At 73.2% G+C, this 16,449-nt stretch carries 14 protein-coding genes; 4 read left to right on the plus strand and 10 right to left on the minus strand.

Annotated features, from left to right (window positions below; genetic code table 11):
* Nucleotides 1–19 precede the first annotated feature (19 nt).
* Nucleotides 20–271, minus strand: a complete 252-nt coding sequence (locus tag ACGF4C_RS35505) for a DUF397 domain-containing protein (protein WP_393572184.1) — start codon at nt 269–271, stop codon at nt 20–22.
* Nucleotides 268–1,110, minus strand: coding sequence for a Scr1 family TA system antitoxin-like transcriptional regulator (locus ACGF4C_RS35510; protein ID WP_393572186.1), 843 nt, complete (start codon nt 1,108–1,110; stop codon nt 268–270). Before ACGF4C_RS35510 ends, ACGF4C_RS35505 begins: the two co-directional genes overlap by 4 nt.
* Before the next feature lie 183 nt (nt 1,111–1,293).
* Here ACGF4C_RS35510 and ACGF4C_RS35515 point away from each other — a divergent pair, with 183 nt between their 5' ends.
* On the plus strand, nt 1,294–1,716 hold the full coding sequence (locus tag ACGF4C_RS35515; RefSeq protein WP_393572188.1) for an ATP-binding protein: 423 nt from the start codon (nt 1,294–1,296) through the stop codon (nt 1,714–1,716).
* A gap of 20 nt (nt 1,717–1,736) precedes the next feature.
* On the opposite strand, the gene ACGF4C_RS35520 is transcribed toward ACGF4C_RS35515, so the two are convergent.
* Nucleotides 1,737–2,621, minus strand: a complete 885-nt coding sequence (locus tag ACGF4C_RS35520) for an SAM-dependent methyltransferase (RefSeq protein WP_393572190.1) — start codon at nt 2,619–2,621, stop codon at nt 1,737–1,739.
* A gap of 283 nt (nt 2,622–2,904) precedes the next feature.
* Here ACGF4C_RS35520 and pulA point away from each other — a divergent pair, with 283 nt between their 5' ends.
* Nucleotides 2,905–5,565 carry a pullulanase-type alpha-1,6-glucosidase gene (gene pulA, locus ACGF4C_RS35525; RefSeq protein WP_393572192.1) on the plus strand — a complete coding sequence of 887 codons (2,661 nt, stop codon included), beginning with the start codon at nt 2,905–2,907 and terminating at the stop codon, nt 5,563–5,565.
* Nucleotides 5,566–5,609: 44 nt separating this feature from the next.
* On the opposite strand, the gene ACGF4C_RS35530 is transcribed toward pulA, so the two are convergent.
* Complete coding sequence (locus tag ACGF4C_RS35530; RefSeq protein ID WP_393572194.1) at nt 5,610–6,125, minus strand: GNAT family N-acetyltransferase; 516 nt, start codon at nt 6,123–6,125, stop codon at nt 5,610–5,612.
* Between the two features lie 151 nt (nt 6,126–6,276).
* On the opposite strand from ACGF4C_RS35530, the gene ACGF4C_RS35535 reads away from it, so the two are divergent.
* Both ACGF4C_RS35535 and ACGF4C_RS35540 read left to right on the plus strand, forming a co-directional pair.
* Nucleotides 6,277–7,107 carry a hypothetical protein gene (locus ACGF4C_RS35535; protein WP_393572196.1) on the plus strand — a complete coding sequence of 277 codons (831 nt, stop codon included), beginning with the start codon at nt 6,277–6,279 and terminating at the stop codon, nt 7,105–7,107.
* The gene (locus ACGF4C_RS35540) at nt 7,104–7,784 is read left to right on the plus strand and encodes a class F sortase (protein WP_393572198.1); all 681 of its coding nucleotides are present in this window, start codon (nt 7,104–7,106) and stop codon (nt 7,782–7,784) included. Before ACGF4C_RS35535 ends, ACGF4C_RS35540 begins: the two co-directional genes overlap by 4 nt.
* A 72-nt stretch (nt 7,785–7,856) precedes the next feature.
* Here ACGF4C_RS35540 and ACGF4C_RS35545 read toward each other — a convergent pair whose 3' ends face one another.
* From ACGF4C_RS35545 to ACGF4C_RS35570, 6 genes are all read right to left on the minus strand, one after another.
* A complete protein-coding gene (locus tag ACGF4C_RS35545) occupies nt 7,857–8,552 on the minus strand; it encodes a TetR/AcrR family transcriptional regulator (protein WP_393572200.1) in 696 nt (231 codons plus the stop codon).
* A 36-nt stretch (nt 8,553–8,588) separates the two neighbouring features.
* On the minus strand, nt 8,589–9,683 hold the full coding sequence (locus ACGF4C_RS35550) for a PDR/VanB family oxidoreductase (protein WP_393572202.1): 1,095 nt from the start codon (nt 9,681–9,683) through the stop codon (nt 8,589–8,591).
* Nucleotide 9,684: 1 nt separating this feature from the next.
* On the minus strand, nt 9,685–10,599 hold the full coding sequence (locus tag ACGF4C_RS35555; RefSeq protein ID WP_393572204.1) for a metal-dependent hydrolase: 915 nt from the start codon (nt 10,597–10,599) through the stop codon (nt 9,685–9,687).
* 70 nt (nt 10,600–10,669) lie between these two features.
* Complete coding sequence (locus tag ACGF4C_RS35560) at nt 10,670–12,643, minus strand: hypothetical protein (RefSeq protein WP_393572206.1); 1,974 nt, start codon at nt 12,641–12,643, stop codon at nt 10,670–10,672.
* 109 nt (nt 12,644–12,752) lie between these two features.
* A complete protein-coding gene (locus tag ACGF4C_RS35565; protein WP_030414810.1) occupies nt 12,753–12,983 on the minus strand; it encodes a DUF397 domain-containing protein in 231 nt (76 codons plus the stop codon).
* 35 nt (nt 12,984–13,018) lie between these two features.
* Complete coding sequence (locus ACGF4C_RS35570; RefSeq protein ID WP_393572208.1) at nt 13,019–16,186, minus strand: alpha-N-acetylglucosaminidase TIM-barrel domain-containing protein; 3,168 nt, start codon at nt 16,184–16,186, stop codon at nt 13,019–13,021.
* Between the last annotated feature and the right edge of the window lie 263 nt (nt 16,187–16,449).

Genomic DNA, 16,449 nt, shown 5'->3' on the forward strand with positions numbered 1-16,449 from the left:
ACGCTCCTCTGTCTGGCAGTCAGGCTTCCTTGGTCGCGTACGCCACGAACGCCGCCCATGCCCCTGCCTCCACCGCGAGTCGCGGGCCGTCTTTGTCCTTGGAGTCGCGGATGTGGACGGTGGTGGGGCAGGCGGCGATTTCTATGCAGTCGCCGTCTCCACTGCTGCTGTAGCTGGACTTGCGCCAATCGAGAGCGATCTCTACACAGTCGTCGCCGTCGCCACCGCTGTAGCTGCTTTTGAACCAGGTCAGTTCGGGGGTGCTGCTCATAGCGCTCCTCGGATCTGCTTCAGCAGGCTCCGGGAGTCTTTGGGGGTCAGAGCCTGCGAAAGCAGTCTCGCATACCGCATTTGAAGGATGCTGAGCTCTTTCGGGTCGGAAATGAACAGCCCGCCCCGCTGCCCTTCGCAGTAGCCGAACCACTCGTTGTCCGGGGTCTCCAGTAGCCGCATCGGCCCGTCCAGACCTGCATGGTTCTCCTGTACAAGCGGCATGAGCAGGATGTCTACGTTCCGGAGTTCGCAGACTTCGAGGACGTGGTCGATGGCCTGCCGGGTGACCTCCGCCCCGCCCGTACGGCGAAGGAAGATTTGCTCTTCGAGGATGAACCGGAAGGCGGTGTTGGGGCGCTCGCGCAGCAGTCGCTGGCGCTCGGACCGTGCCGCCCACTGGACATCGATCTGCTCGTCGTCCTGATGCGGAAGCTGCTCCGTGAACAGCGTCCGCGCATACGCCTCCGTCTGTAACAGCCCCGGCACCAGCCGGCATTCGTACGTATACAGGCTGATCGCCTGCTTCTCCAGCTCCGCCCACTCGCGGAACCACCGTGCCAGTCCGGGCTGCTTCGAAAGCCGCTTGGCGGCCTTCCTGAGCACCCCGTTCGCGTGGAGTGTCTCCTCCGAGCGGTCGATGAACTTCTTCGACGGGAGGCGTCGGCCCTGTTCGACGGAGCCGATGTAGTGCGCCGAATACCGGATCGCCGGTGCCAGCGCCTCCTGCGTAAAACCCGCGTTCTCGCGGAACCCTTGATAGACCGCGCCGAAGGTCCGCAGACTGCCGGACGGCTCGGGCCTGCCGCTGTCGTAGTGGTCGGTGCTGCTGTCTTCCATGTCGGGTACTCCCGAGGTGACTGGTACTGACCCCGCAAGTCACCCATGGTTACGGCCCGTTACCCGACCCGTCCACGTACTCAGCTCGTACAGTTCCCGAAGTACGAGTCGAGTTTCTGGTGTACGTGCCTGCTGACCAGCACCGTTGGCCGTATGCAAGCCCAAGCAACCGTCACCGTACGTATGTTCACGCAGCGTTTCAGCGCCACCCGGCGCGGGGCCCGCCTCGCGCGCTATCTGGCCGTCCAGCAGCTCGACGTCTGGGGCTTCCCGTACGGCGGCGAGGTCTCGGACACCGCCGCCGTCATCGTCGGAGAGCTCGCCGCCAATGCGGCCACGCACGGCCGGGTGGCCGGCCGGGACTTCGAACTGCGTCTGCTGAAACTGCCCGGCTCGGCCCGGCCGGGCACCCTCCGCATCGAGGTCGCCGACACCCGTACGGAGCGGCGCCCGCCGGCCCCCGGGACCCTCGTGCCGCCGGCGCCCGATGCCGAGACCGGCCGGGGGCTGGTCCTCGTCGCCGCGCTCGCCACCTGCTGGACCGTCCTCGACCGGCCCGCGGTGGGCAAGATCGTCCGGGCGGATCTGGACCTGCCGGGCCGGTGAGGAGCCGGGGACGGACGACCTCAGCCCGCCGGCCGCCGGGCGTGGAAGAGGCCCCAGCGGAGCAGGCCGCGACGGGTGACGTCGGTCCAGAGGGGGAGGTTGGCCAGCAGGTCGTCGACGTAGGCCGGGCTGATGCGGTCGCGCAGTTCGGCCGCGCGGTGGTGGACGTCCTCGTCGAGGCGGGCGTAGTGGGTGGCGAGGTCCGGGGTGCGGTCCTCGAAGTCGGCGCCCTTGAGGCCGAGTTCGGACAGCTGCGCCAGATAGAAGGCCGGGGTGGCCGGGGTCTGTACGCCGAGCCGGGCGAACGCGGGGCGTACCGCCTCCGCCGGGGGCTCCTCGGGCGCCATGATGTCCGAGAAGACCAGGGCGCCGCCCGGTCGTAGTACGCGTACGGCCTCGGCCAGCGCGCCTTCCCGGTCCTCCACGTGGCACAGCACCTCCAGGGACCAGACGACGTCGAACCGTCCGTCCTCGTAGGGCAGGTCGTTGAGGGAGCCGGTGACGACCTCGATCAGGCCGTCCAGGCCGCGTTGGGCGTTGGCCGCGCGGTGGCGGCGGTTGTGGGCCTCGCTGAGGTCGAGGGCCACGACGCGGCAGCCGAAGCGTTCGGCGAGCGCGCGGGCCGAGCCGCCGTATCCGGAGCCGAGGTCGAGCACGGTGGCGTGCGGGCCGAGCAGGTCGGCGACCTTGTCCGCGGTGTGCTCGACGGTGCGGTGCGAGGCCTCCCCGATCGGTTCGTCGCCCTCGGCGTAGATGCCGACGTGGATGTCCTCGCCGCCCCAGACGGCGTCGTAGAAGGCGTCGACGTCGCCGGTCTCGTAATAGCGGCGGGTCGCGTCGTCGTGGTCCGGTGTGCCGGCGGTGTGCCGTGCGTCGGCGGTGTCGTGCCCAGGATCGTCGATCATGCGGGGTGACTTCCCCGCTCGCGCAGGACTGACGCGGTATGTGCGGCGGTACGGGTGACAATGCGCCACTTCAGCGGTACTTGGCGGCACTTCAGCAACCACTTCACGGGGATGGGGCCGGTCCGATTCACGGGAATGGGGCCGGTCCGACCGGCCGGGCGCGTAGGGCCCGTTGTGATGGACCTCCGGCCGGCCGGACCGGCTGTGCCAGCAACGTAACACCCTTGCAATGTCTTGCGTAAGGTCTTGCAACGTCGGATCGTCGCGGATAGAACCATGAGCCATGTTCACCACCGCACGCCGGGGCCCCGCCCGGCGCCTGGCCGCAGCCCTCGCCCTGGCCGTCGGCGCGGCAGCCCTCCTGGTCTCCTCCCCGCAGCAGCCGGCCCACGCCGCCCCGCCGCCCGGCCCGCAACCGGCCCTGGCGCAGTGGATCGACCGCGACACCGTGGTCTGGAAGGGCGCGGAACGGTCCGACGCCCAGCTGGAGTTCGGGACCGGGCGAGCAGGGGCGTCCGGCCAGCGCCTCCGGCTCACCCCCGGCAGCCTCACCCCCGCCGAACGCGCCGCCTTCCCGCACCTCACCGGCTATCCGGCCTTCACCGTCGACCCCCGCGACCGCGGCCTCGCCCGTACGGCGCTGCGCGGACGCCTGGTCGCCACCCAGCGCACCGCGGACGGTCGGAGCACCACAACGGGCGTGCAGATACCCGGCGTTCTCGACGACCTGTACGGCACGCAGGCCCAACACGCCGCGCTCGGGCCGGTCTTCCACCACGGCCGCCCCACCCTCTCCGTATGGGCACCCACCGCCCGTACCGTCGCCCTGGAACTCGACGGCCGTACGGTCCCGATGCGGCGCGACGACCGCAGCGGCGTCTGGCGCGTCCAGGGGCAGCGCGACTGGGCCGGGAAGCCCTACCGCTACCTCGTCACCGTCTGGGCGCCCACGATCGGCAGGACCGTCACCAACAAGGTCACCGACCCCTACTCCACCGCCCTGACCGCCGACTCCGCCCGCAGTCTGGTCGTCGACCTCGACGACCCGCGGCTCGCCCCCAAGGGCTGGGCGGACTTGCGCAAGCCCGCCGCGGTGCCGCTGCGCCGGGCCCGCATCCAGGAACTGCACCTCCGCGACTTCTCCGTCGAGGACCGCACCCCCCGCCACCCCGGCCAGTACCTCGCCTTCACCGACCGCCGTTCCGACGGCATGCAACATCTGAAATCCCTTGCAGCCGCCGGAACTTCTTACATCCACTTGCTGCCGGCCTTTGACGGCGCCACCGTCCCCGAAAAGCGTGCCGACCAGGACCGCCCCCGCTGCGACCTCGCCTCCTACGCGCCGGACTCCGAGAGCCAGCAGGAGTGCGTGACCAGGTCCGCCGCCCGCGACGCGTACAACTGGGGCTACGACCCGCTGCACTACACCGTGCCCGAGGGCTCCTATGCCTCCGACCCCGAGGGCCCGGCCCGCACCGTCGAATTCCGCCGCATGGTGCAGGGCCTCAACGGCATCGGCCTGCGCACCGTCATGGACGTCGTCTACAACCACACCGCCGCCTCGGGCCAGGACCCGCACTCGGTCCTCGACCGGATCGTCCCCGGCTACTACCAGCGGCTGCTCGACGACGGCTCGGTCGCCACCTCCACCTGCTGCTCGGGCACCGCACCCGAACACACCATGATGGGCAAGCTCGTCGTCGACTCGGTGGTCACCTGGGCCAAGGAGTACAAGGTCGACGGCTTCCGCTTCGACCTCATGGGACACCACCCGAAGGCCAACATCCTGGCCGTCCGCAAGGCCCTCGACGCGCTCACCCCGGCCCGGGACGGCGTGGACGGCAAGAAGATCATCCTCTACGGCGAGGGGTGGAACTTCGGCGAGGCCGCGAACGACGCCCGCTTCGTCCAGGCCACCCAGCGGAACATGGCCGGAACCGGCATCGCCACCTTCAACGACCGGGCCCGGGACGCGGTGCGCGGCGGCGGCCCCTTCGACGCCGACCCCCGCGTCCAGGGCTTCGGCTCGGGCCTCTTCACCGCCCCCAACTCCTCACCGGCGAACGGCGATCCGGCCGCCCAGCGCTCCCGGCTCCTGCACTACCAGGACCTCCTCAAGGTCGGCCTCACCGGCAACCTCGCCGACTACACCTTCACCGACACCGCCGGCCACCGCGTCAAGGGCGCGCAGGTCGACTACAACGGCGCCCCGGCCGGCTACGCCGCCGCCCCCGGCGATGCGCTCGCCTACGCCGACGCGCACGACAACGAAACGCTTTACGACGCCCTCGCCTACAAGCTTCCGCAAGGAACCAGCCCCACCGACCGCGCCCGCCTGCAAGTTCTTGCACTCGCCACCGCGGCCCTTTCACAGGGCCCCGCGCTCTCCCAGGCCGGTTCGGACCTGCTCCGCTCCAAGTCCCTGGACCGCAACTCCTTCAACAGCGGCGACTGGTTCAACGCCGTGCACTGGAATTGCGCCGACGGCAACGGCTTCGGCCGCGGGCTGCCGCCGGCCGCCGACAACAAGGACAAGTGGCCCTACGCCAAGCCCCTGCTGGCCGATCCGGCCCTCCGCCCCGACTGCGCGACCATCCGCGGCGCCTCGGCCGCCTACCGCGACCTGCTCCGCCTCCACGCCACGGAGCCGGCCTTCGGCCTGGCCACCATCGCGCAGGTCCAGTCGCAGCTCTCCTTCCCCCTCTCCGGGAAGGACGAGACGCCGGGCGTGCTCACCATGCGCCTCGCCGACCTGGTGATCGTCTTCAACGCCACGCCGCGGGAGCAGCACCAGACCGTCGCCGCCCTGGCCGGCCGGCCCTACGCCCTGCACCCCGTCCAGGCCCACGGCACGGACCGCACCACCGCCACCGCCTCGTACGCCGAGGCCACCGGCACGTTCACGGTGCCGCCCTACACGGTCGCGGTCTTCCACCGCCGCTGAGCCCGCACCGCTGACCGCGGGCCGACCGGCTAACCGCCCACCGGCTAACCACCCAGCCGCTTCTCAAGGAGGGTGACGGCGTACGGACTTCCGCCGCCATCCTCCTTGAACGGCTGCTCCCCGACGACCGTGTACCCGGCACCCTCGTAATACGACCGCAGCCGCGGATTGGACGAGAGGCAGTCCAGCCGCGCCCAGGTGCGGCCGGCCTCCGCGATCCGCCGCTCCGCATGCGCCAGCATCGCCCGCCCGGTGCCCGCCGGTGCCCGCTCCCGGTCCACCATCAGCCGGTGCACATACCCCGCCTCCGGCGGCTGCGGCCCCCACGCGGGCTCGTCCTCCCACCACAGCTCGTAGGCCCCGGCTATGTGCCCGCCGGCCTCCGCGAGCCAGACCTCGCCCTCCTTCATCCGCAGCCGGAAGTGCTCGGCGCTCTTCCCGCCCGGCTTCCACTGCTCGATGCCGGACCGCTGCATCCACCGTGCGGCCGCGTCGTACAGGCCGACGAGGACCTGCGGATCGCCGTCGCCGGCGAGCCGGAACATGATCTTCTCTGTCATGCGCGGAATTGTGCCGTAGCGACAAATTTCCCGTCCCAGCCGCCCTCGGACGCCGGCGCTGCGAATAAGAGGGTGATACCTCGCCGAGGTGTCGCTTCGCACCTGGATGATGCGGGCCTCCGCCGTGGAGGGCCGTCGGAAAGGAACGAACGTGATCCCCACGCGTACCAGCCGCCTCGCCGCACTCGCCGCGCTGCCGGCCGCCCTGGCCCTCACGGTCGGCGCTGCCTCCCCGGCAGCCGCCGCCGACGGGGCCTACCAGATCAACCTGGCACAGCTGAACAACTCCGGTTCCAAGGGCGTCGCGATGCTCAGCCTCAAGGGCAACCAGCTGACGGTGAAGATCGAGTCCGAGGGGCTCGTCCCCGGGCAGCCGCACGCCCAGCACCTCCACGGCTCCACCGACGGGCACGACTTCCACTGCCCCGACCCGAGCGCCGACACCAACGGCGACGGGGTCATCAACAACACCGAAGCCACCGTCCAGTACGGAAACATCAACATCTCGCTGACCACCCGGGGCTCCACCGACGCCAAGAGCGGCCTCGCCGTGGACCGGATGCCGACGGCCGACGCCCAGGGCAAGCTCTCCTACGAGCGCACGCTCACCGTCTCCCAGGACGTCGTCGACCACATCAAGGACCTGCACATCGTGCAGCACGGCATCGACCGCAACGGCAACAACAAGTACGACTTCGACGGCGCGGGCAAGAGCGAACTCGACCCCAAACTCCCCCAGGAGGCCACCGCCCCGACCAACTGCGGTGAGGTCCAGGGCGCCGCGGTCGGCTCCATCCCGGTCGGCGGGGTCGAGACCGGGACCGGGCCGGTGGACCCGCCCGCCGGCAGCAGCGTTCCCCTCGCGCTGCTGGGCGCCGGCGCGACCGCCGTGGCGGCGGCGACCGGCACCCTGGTCCTGCTGCGCCGCCGCCGGGCGCCACTCGCCCCGGTACGCGGCGAGAACGGCGGGGCCGCCGCATGACCGCCCCCGTCAGGGCCGCCGTGACCACCGGCCGCCGGAGCCGCCGGGCCCTCGGCGGCGGGCTCGCCGCTGCGGTCGCGGCCGTACTGCTCGCCGGGTGCGGAGGACAGGACGCCGCGCCGCCGCGCTCGCTCCCCGCCGAGCCGCCGGGCCAGGGCGGTCACGCCGCCCACGACGAGGCGTCCGCAGCGACGGACGGACCGGGCGCCGCCACCGCGAGCATGCCGACGTCGGACCCCGTGCGGCTGTCCATCCCCGCACTGAAGGTGTCCTCCACGCTGGAGACGCTGGGACAGCACCCGGACGGGACGATGGAGACGCCGCGCGATCCGGCCAAGGCGGGCTGGTACCGGCCCGGCCCGACGCCGGGGGCCCGCGGACCGGCCGTCATCGCCGGCCACGTCACTTGGAACGGCACCCCGTCGGTGTTCCAGAAGCTGTCGTCGATGAAGCGCGGGGACACCATCGACGTCGCCCGGAAGGACGGCAGCACGGCGAAGTTCACCGTCGACCGCGTCGCCCAGTATCCGAAGAACAAGTTCCCCACCGTGGAGGTCTACCAGAACCTCGACCACGCGGGCCTCCGCCTGATCACCTGCGGCGGGGACTACGACCAGGGCAAGCACTACTACCCGGACAACGTGGTGGTGTTCGCCAGCCTCACCGGCAAGGCCTAGACGTCATCCGTGCGGCCGTCCCCCGAGCCCCAGGGGGACGGCCGCACGGCCACCACCCCACGGGGCACCCACCTAGACCGGCTGCGGCAGCGCCATCAAGCGGCCCACCAGGTCCGCGAACATCCCGTCCGCCGGTTCGTCCGCCAGGATGCGGCGGACGATCCCGGCCATGCGGTCGTCGTACGCCGCGCTCACCGCCGCCAGCGCGGCGAAATCATGGACGAGCTGGCGTTCCAGCTCGGCGCGGGGGACCCGGCGGCCGTCCAGCCAGAGAAGGGCGGTGGTCTCCGCCAGCGAGATCCACGAGCGCACCACCATCTCCAGCCGCGGCGGCGGGTCGGTGAGGGCGAGGTGTGCGAGGATCTGGTCGTACGCGGCCTGGCGGACGCCGTCGATCAGGGCGCTGGTACGGGTCGAGCCGATCGCCGGGCCGCCGCGCATCAGCGCGGAGAAGCCGGGGCCGTGCTCGTCGACGAAGTCGAAGAAGCGCTCCATGACGCGCAACAGGCGGGCGCCGAGCGGGCCTTCGTGCGGTTCCACGAAGCGGGTGGTCAGCTCGTCCGCGGCCCGCCGCAGCGCGGCCTCGTACAGCTGCTGCTTGCCCGGGAAGTAGTGGTAGACCAGCGGCCGCGAGATGCCGGCCGCCTCGGCGATCTCGTCGATCGACACGTCCTCGGGCGCGCGGTGGCTGAACAGGCCGAGGGCGACCGCGATCAGCTGATCGCGCCGCTCCTCGACGCCCATCCTGCGCCGCGCCCCGGTCGTCATGCGGACCACCCTAACGACCCGGGGCGCGGCGCGGAATCACAGATCGAGCACCAGCCGTTCGCCGGCCCGCGCCCGCGAGACGCAGATCAGCACCGAGTCGTCGCGCTCGGCGTCCGTCAGCAGCTCATCGCGGTGGTCCACCTCGCCGGCCAGCACCCGCTGCCGGCAGGTGCCGCAGAACCCCTGCTCACAGGAGTACGGCAGATCCGGCAGCGCCTGGTCGCGGATCGCCCGCAGGATGCTGGTCCCGGCGGGCACCGGGACCGTGCGGCCGGTGCGCCGCAGCTCCACCTCGAACGGCAGCTCCCCGCCGGCCGCCGGGGGAGCGGCCGGGGCGAAGCGTTCGGTGTGCAGGGTGAGGCCGTCCGGGCCGCCGGGCAGCAGGGCGGCGACCGCGTCCATCAGGGGCTGCGGGCCGCAGCAGTGGACCGCCGCGTGCGGCGGCGCGGCGGCGAGCAGCGCGGCCAGGTCCGGCCGGCCGTCCTCGTCCTCGGCGACCACCGTGACCCGGCCCGGCTCGGCCCCCGCCAGCTTCTCGACCTCCGCCAGGAACGGCATCGAGGCCCGGGACCGCCCGCCGTACAGCAGCCGCCAGGGCACCCCCGCCCGTTCGGCCCGGCGGACCATCGGCAGGATCGGGGTGATGCCGATGCCGCCGGCGATGAAGACGTAGGCGTGGCTGTCGGTGAGGGGGAAGCGGTTGCGGGGGCCGCGGACCTCCACCTCCGTGCCCTCGTGCAGCTGCTCGTGGACCTCGCGCGAGCCGCCCCGGCCGTCCTCGATGCACCGGACGGCGATGGTGTAGGCATCCGGGGTCGCGGGGTCGCCGCACAGGGAGTACTGGCGGACCGCACCGGAGGGCAGGACCAGATCCACGTGCGCGCCCGGTTCCCAGGCGGGCAGATCGGTGCCCGCCAGGCGGAGCCGGAGCACGCCCTCGGCCTCCATCGTCCGCTCCACGACCGTCAGCCGTCGCGCCTTCGCGCGTACCCCGGCCCGGCCGCGGCCGGAGACGGGCTCGTCCAGGGCCGGCAGCGGCCACAGCGGCGAGGCCCGCACGCGCCGGCGCAGCGCCCGCCGGGCGACCAGGGCCGCCGCACCCACCGCGACGACCGTGCCCATGCGCGGCATCTCAGGCACCTCCGGACGTACGGGCCGCGGCCGCGATGGCGGCGGGGGAGCCGGCGAGATAGGCCACGGCCCGGGCGGTGTCGCCGTGCTGGGAGGGGTGGTAACTGCGGCTCAGATACTGCGGGATGGAGCGGACCATGGCGCCCGCGGTGGGCAGTACGCCCTCGCGCCCGCCGCGGAGGAACTCCCGGAACGTGGCCCGGCCGTCGGCCAGCGTCGGGTCGTTCTCCAGGAAGAAGCGGGTGCCGCGCTGCCACAGGAAGACCAGTGCGCCGAAGGCCGTGGCCCAGGTGCGGGCCCGGCGCCGGTAGCCGCCGTCGAGGTGGACGAACAGGTCGAAGGCGACCGAGCGGTGCTCGACCTCCTCGGCGCCGTGCCAGCGCAGCAGGTCGAGCATGGTCGGATCGGCGCCCCTGGCGTCCAGCGCCTCGGCGCCCAGCACCCAGTCGCCCAGGAACGCGGTGTAGTGCTCGATGGCGGCGATCAGGGCGACCCGCTCCAGCAGCCACCACCGGCGCGCCCGGCCCGGCGGCAGGGTGCGGTCGCCGAGCAGCTTCTCGAAGAGCCAGTCGACCTGTGCGGTGTACGGGGTGGGGTCCAGCCCCTGCTCCTTGAGGTGCGGCAGCACCTCGTCGTGCGCCTGGGAGTGCATCGCCTCCTGGCCGATGAACCCGAGCACGTCCGCACGCAGTTGCGGATCGCGGACGTACGGCAGCGCCTGCTTGTAGACGTGCACGAACCAGCGCTCGCCGGCCGGCAGCAGCAGGTGCAGCACATTGATCGTATGGGTGCTGGCGGGGTCGCCGGGGATCCAGTGCAACGGGGTGTCCGCCCAGTCGAAGACGACGTTGCGGGCCTTCAGCGGGGTGTGCTCGGACGCGACCGGCCGGGGCCGCAACGAGGCCTTGTTAGACATGGCGTCAATGTACTGGCGGGTAAGGAGTTGTCGATACCCCTCGTACGACGAAAATCCGGCGCCGCTCCCATCAGCCCACCGCGTCGACCTTCTTGCCGTTGGCCAGCCGGCCGGCCAGCTCCGCGTTGTCGCCCGCCTTCGCCGGCAGCGTCAGGAACCGGCCCGGCGCCGCACCGTGCACCGCACCGGACGCGGTGATCGACCTGACCTGCTCGCTGCCGGCCGCCAGCAGCCACCACTGGCCGGCCGGAGCCTTCCACAACGCCCCCGCCAGCGCCCGCGGCGCCCGCGGACCGCAGGCCGTACCGCCCTCCGCACGGGCGGTCACCGCACCGGGGGCGTACGGCTGCCCGTTCGGCACCGGGGTCTGGACCTGGGCCAGCGTCCGGCTGCCCGCACCCCGCCAGGTCTCCGCCCGGGTGCACAACCAGGCCGCGACTCCCGCACCGCCCGGCAGCGGCTGCCGGGCGAACTCCCAGGCGTTGACGCTGCGCACGCCCTGCCCGCGCACCGCGGCGAGCTCACAGGCCGTCCGCGCCCAGGCCGTCCTGGCCTCCGGGGCGGCCACCTCACCCGGCCTGCGCGGCCTGCCGTACGTCAGCCGGGCCGGGGTCAGCTCGCCGAGGTCGGTCAGCAGGTGACCGCCGAGCCGCAGGGCCGGCCAGCCGGTGCACCTCTGGTCGGGGCGGGGCACCGGCACCGGACCGGTCAGCCCGTCCGGCCCGACGGGCACCGGCTCGGCGGCCGCGTCCGGCCTGGCCAGATCGACCAGCGTGGCCCTCCCCTTCACCCACGGGGCGGTCAGATAACGGACGTTGCCCTGGGTGCGGCCCACCACCACGGCGCTCGCCGTGCCGTCCGCGGCGCCGTCCGTACGGGCGAAGTCCAGCGCCGCGCCGGTGCCCTCGCCCTGACCCGCGCCGTCCGCCGCCTCGGCGTACCGGACCACCCGCAGACCGTCGTGGAAGAGCGCCACCACCGCGTGGTCCACCACCCCCGCGAAGAGCAGCTGCGGCGGGCCCGCCGCGGGACCGGCCGGAGTACCGGGCGTGGCCGACACCTGCACCCCCGACCCGGGACGCGCCCACACGGCCAGCGCGCGGCGCAGCAGGGCCTTGTCATGGATGCGGTCCCCGCGGGCCGGCCAGGCCGCGAAGTCCTGACGTGCCGCGTTCTTCCAGGCCGTGGCCGAGGTGACCGTCAACCTGCCCGGATCCAGGGCCGCTTCGGACGCGGCGTTGCGCGCATACGGCGGGGCGGCCGCACCGTCAGGGCCCCAGCCGTCGCCCGGCAGCCCCAGCAGCGCCCCGCACACCAGGACCGCGGCCCCCGCCGCCAGCACCGCCCGGCCGTTCTGACGCCGCCGGATCAGATCCGTCGGCCGGGCCTGCAGCGCGCACGGGTCGAACTCCGGCGACTCCAGCAGCGACCGGTCCCGGCTGCCGGCCGGGGTCGCGACCCGCTCCGCCTCGTCCCAGGCCTCCCGCGGCTCGGCCACCCCCGCCGCCTCCAGCACCCGGCGCGCCTCGGGCAGGCTCAGCCGCTCCAGATCACGCAGCACGAACGCGGCCCGCCCGGGCCCGGACAGCGCCGACAGCGCCTGGTCCAGGGCGAGTTCATCGGCACCGCCGGAACGGGGGAACAGCCGCAGCCCCCACACCTGAGGGAGGAGCGGCGCCGGGGCCGGCAGCCGGCGGCGCGGCCGGGCGGCGGCCAGCGCCGCGCGCAGCACCCGCATCCGGAGGAAGGCGTAGCCCGGGTCGATCGCCGCTTCCGCACCGGCGCGCTGGCCCGGCAGCCCCAGGGCCCGGGTGGAGCTGCGCTGGCGCGGCAGGGCCCGCTGCACCACGCCGTGCGCGGCCAGCACCCGGCGGCCACGACTGCGGCCGGGCGGCAGGACGAGATAGGCCAGCCGGACCAGCCGGGGATAGTGCTCGACCAGCGCCGCCTCGGCCTGCTCGACATCGATGACCTCGTCGAGGTCCGCGGAGCTGCCGGCGGGGGTGCGGTCCGCACGCGCGGGGGAGGACTGCTGCTGCTTCACGTTCCGTGAAACGAGTGAATCCTGTGATGGTCACCGCCACGGGCACACGCCCCTACGGGTGACCGGGCCCGGGGGCGGCCACCGGCCGGCCCCCGGCGACGGGCCGCGCTCAGCGCTCCAGGTCGAACTCGCCGTCCTTCGCGCCCAGCACGAACGCCCGCCACTCCGCCTCGGTGTAGCGCAGCACCACGTCGGGCTCGGTGGAGTTCCGCATGGCCACCGCACCGCGCTCCAGGAAGGCGATCTCCACCGCTTCCTCGGCATCGCCGGGCGGGCGCTGCCAGACGGCGTCGGAGATGTCGAGGGCGTAGAGCCACTCCTTCTCTGCTGCGGCACTCATACCGAAAATCCCCTCGCTCGTGGTGCAGTTGCCGGTCAGCGTACGCGCTGGCCGGGCGTGCTTCCAGTGACGGTCCAGTGACGGAACGCGGCCGTCCCGCGGTCCCCGGAACCGGAGTTGGCGGCGGACTGGTGCAGCCCGGCGTCCTGCCGGCCGGCCGCTCCGGGCACCGTCACGGTGGCGATCTCCCGCCAGGTCGCGCCCCCATCGGTGGAGCAGGCACCGGTGTACGTACCCGAGTGCCCGCCCTCCGGCCCGCGGGTCAGCCGCAGCAGGACGGGCGCGGTGACGCCGGCGAGCCGGCGGTAGGTGTCCAGCCGGCCGTCGCCGTCGGCGTCGTAGGACAGCACGACGCCGTTGCCCGGGGTGACGGAGAGATTGAGGAAGCCCAGAGCGGCGTCCGGTGCGTCCGGGCCGGGCGGGGCGAGACGGTTGCGGACGATCAGACCGGCCCGGGCCCAGGGACCGGTCGGGTCCTGGGCCGTGACCTCCACCGTCACCGCACCGCCCGCCCCCAGGGCGCCCGGCCGGAACAGCGCGCCGAACTCCGCGGTGGACCGCCACAGATCCGCACCGGAACCGTTGATCGCGAAGCGGTCGCCGAGCTGCCCGAAGACGGCCGCGTTCGTGGTGACCGTCCGCAGATCCGCGTCCAGGCGCCCGGCGACGAAGAGCGTGCCCACTCGGGTGGCGCGGACCCGGGGCTCGCCCCTGGGGCCGTAGTCGGCGGTGAGGCGGTAGGGGAGGGGCTGCAACGGCTCCTTCACCGGGCCGGCCGGGGCGGTGATCCGCCAGCGGGCCCGGCCGGTGCCGCCCGGCGGCAGGGACGCCACGGTGCGGGGGCCGTCGGCGGTGGCCGGCAGCCCGGTCAGCGCGAAGTCGACCCGCCCGGTGGCCCGCAGACCGTTCTCGTTGCGCAGCGCCGCGGTCAGGGTGGCGCGGCCGCCCGGAGGCAGCGCGGCCGGCTCGGCGGCCACCGTGAGCGTGCCCTGGTACGGGGCCGCGGCGAGGACGTCGTGCACCCGCCGGGCGGTGCGGTACGGATCGGCGGTCGGCCGCAGCGGATGGCCCGTCCGCGCCCGGGTCCAGGGCTCCTCCAGCGCGTACCAGTCGAAGGTCTTCGGCGGGCGGCCGGCGGCCAGCGCGTCCGCGAGCTCGTCAAGATACGCCTGCCACTGCGGGAGGTGGACCTCGGAGATCAGGCCGTGCCAGTCGCGGTTGGCGTAGTTGGCGAGCGCCCCGCCGTCCGCGGTGGCCCGGTCCGCCCAGGTGGTGAGCAACGCCCGCGCCGAATGCTCCAGTTGAGCCGCCTCCTCCGGACCGGACGCCCTCGCCTTCGCGTCCGCGAGCCAGGGCCCCAGCAGGAAGTGCCGGTGCGCGCCGGCGACCTCGTCGCTCAGCCGCATCAGCCGCAGCCACAGCCCGGACAGCGCCCGGAACGCCGCCCGGTCCTTGCGCCGGTAGGCCTCCTGGAGTTGCCCGATCAACTGCCAGGAACGATTGGCCAGCGCCTGCCGGGCGGCGTCGGTCAGATCGTGGCGGTAGGCATCACTGCCGCGCAGCGCCGGCCGGACCGCGAGCAGCGCCGCGAACGCGGTGTCGAAGGCGGCCGGATCGAAGGCCGGGGTGTGGGTGGCGTAGGTGGTCCCGGAACGGGCGGCCAGGCTCGGCCGGGCGGCGAAGACGGAGTCGTGCGGCCGGCCGTCCTTGCTGGCGATCTCGTACGCGCTCGTGCGCAGCGCGGCGAACGCGGCCCGGGCGTGCGGATCACGCGCGCCGTAACGGAACGCGGCATAGCCGTCGAACCACGCCGCACGGTCCACCGCCCGCTCTCGCCACGCCAGTTCGCTGAACAGCTCGAAGGCGGCCGGATCCCGCTCGGCTGCCTCCGGCATGTAGGCGGTCCCGACCAGCCGGCTTCCCGGCTTGTCCCGCCAGGCCGGGAAGCGCTCCGCCCAGATGTGGGTCTTCGCACCGATCGTGGTGCGCCCGCCGAAGTTGGGGATCGACCCGAAGGCGTACGGCACCCCGCCCCAGTCCCGCTCCCGGTCGGTGACCGTGTCCAGGTCACCGAGCCCGTCCACGATCAGCATCCGGTCGTGGTCGACGGCGTCCAGCAGGTCCCGGCGCGGATTGTCCTGCCAGCCGAGGATCACCCAGGTCGCGCCCGGGTGCGCGGTACGCAGCGCCCGCTCGACGGCGCGCGCCGCCTCCGCCACCGGTACGTCACCGGGATCGCCGCCCTCGTGCAGCAGATCCATCTTGAAGTGCGCGGCGGGGCCCATCAGTTGTTCCTGATGACGGTAGAAAGCGGCCGCCACCTCGGCGAAGACCCCGGTGCGCGGATCCAGCCAGTCGGGACGCTTCAGCCCCGACCAGGTGCCCTGCGGAACGGTCCGCGCACCCGGATTCCGGGCGGTGAAACCATCCGGAACGGTACCGAAATACCCGGGCAGCACCGGCCGCATCCCCAACTCCCGCAGCCGCCCCGTGATCCTCCGCCCCAACTGTCCCCGCATCGCGAGCAGTTCGGCGCTCATGGGCCCCCCGTACCCGCTCATGTTCTGCAGCAGCCACCACGGCTGGTGCGAGGGCGCCGGAAGCCAGCGGCGGGCCTCGGCGTCGGAGTACCCGAACCCGGTCAGCAGCCGGTGGTACACGGCCTCGGTACCCGGCGTGACCAGCACCTCGTTCACACCGTGCAACGCCAGAACGTCGATCAGCCGCTCCCACCGCGCCCAGTCGGCGTACGGGGCGGTGTACCCGTCGTGGGTGTCGTTCAGCGCGAACCGGTGCGGAACGGTGCTGCCCCGCTCCAGGGGCGAACGGGGCGCGGGCAACCTGGCGGGCAGCTCGACCTGATCACCGGCCCAGGACAGATGAGCCCGGCAGGTGTATTTGAGGTACCAGTGGACGCCGGTGAGGAGCGTGGCGGGGGAGGTCCCCGCCACCGTGATCCGGCCGGCCGTTCCATCGACCCGGAACCGGTCGGTGCGCCCCGCGGCCGCCAGCGCGACCAGCTGGAACTGGTCGGCATGCGTCGGCAGCAACCGCTCCAGCGCGGCCCGCGCCGGACCGGTATCGAAGGGCGCGGCCCCTCGCCCACGGTCCGCGGCCCCACCAGGCGCGGCCCCACCGAGCGCCGCCCCCGCACCGATCGCTCCGGCTGTCCCTAACAACGCACGTCGTGACGGTTGACCCATGGGGCAGTATCCCCACGTTTCGCTGCGCTTTGCGGCGCCGCGTACGTAGCTGGCCGTCCCGCCGCGGTGGTTTCTCGCCGTTGTGCGCTTTGCGGCGCCCCGCACGTACTCGTCTGCTGCGCCGTGGGGCTCGCTCGCCGTGGCGCCTGCGGCGGGCTGGGTGGGTGTTGGGTGCGGTGACGGACCTCCGGGGCCGGTGTTTGGGACTGCTGTCGCTTTACGTCCCAAACACCGGCCCCTCCGGCCCGTCCCCTCCCGTTGGG

The sequence above is a fragment of the Streptomyces sp. NPDC048197 genome (assembly GCF_043202395.1).
Lineage (GTDB): Bacteria > Actinomycetota > Actinomycetes > Streptomycetales > Streptomycetaceae > Streptomyces > Streptomyces siderophoricus.

Bases quoted from the DNA above. Each gene is read 5' to 3' on its own strand.
- ACGF4C_RS35540 (WP_393572198.1), top strand. From the start codon at position 7,104: ATGACCGCCCCCGTCAGGGCCGCCGTGACCACCGGCCGCCGGAGCCGC.
- ACGF4C_RS35570 (WP_393572208.1), bottom strand. From the start codon at position 16,186: ATGGGTCAACCGTCACGACGTGCGTTGTTAGGGACAGCCGGAGCGATC.
- ACGF4C_RS35550 (WP_393572202.1), bottom strand. From the start codon at position 9,683: ATGCCGCGCATGGGCACGGTCGTCGCGGTGGGTGCGGCGGCCCTGGTC.
- ACGF4C_RS35505 (WP_393572184.1), bottom strand. From the start codon at position 271: ATGAGCAGCACCCCCGAACTGACCTGGTTCAAAAGCAGCTACAGCGGT.
- ACGF4C_RS35545 (WP_393572200.1), bottom strand. From the start codon at position 8,552: ATGACGACCGGGGCGCGGCGCAGGATGGGCGTCGAGGAGCGGCGCGAT.
- ACGF4C_RS35520 (WP_393572190.1), bottom strand. From the start codon at position 2,621: ATGATCGACGATCCTGGGCACGACACCGCCGACGCACGGCACACCGCC.
- ACGF4C_RS35565 (WP_030414810.1), bottom strand. From the start codon at position 12,983: ATGAGTGCCGCAGCAGAGAAGGAGTGGCTCTACGCCCTCGACATCTCC.
- ACGF4C_RS35555 (WP_393572204.1), bottom strand. From the start codon at position 10,599: ATGTCTAACAAGGCCTCGTTGCGGCCCCGGCCGGTCGCGTCCGAGCAC.
- ACGF4C_RS35515 (WP_393572188.1), top strand. From the start codon at position 1,294: ATGTTCACGCAGCGTTTCAGCGCCACCCGGCGCGGGGCCCGCCTCGCG.
- pulA (WP_393572192.1), top strand. From the start codon at position 2,905: ATGTTCACCACCGCACGCCGGGGCCCCGCCCGGCGCCTGGCCGCAGCC.
- ACGF4C_RS35510 (WP_393572186.1), bottom strand. From the start codon at position 1,110: ATGGAAGACAGCAGCACCGACCACTACGACAGCGGCAGGCCCGAGCCG.
- ACGF4C_RS35530 (WP_393572194.1), bottom strand. From the start codon at position 6,125: ATGACAGAGAAGATCATGTTCCGGCTCGCCGGCGACGGCGATCCGCAG.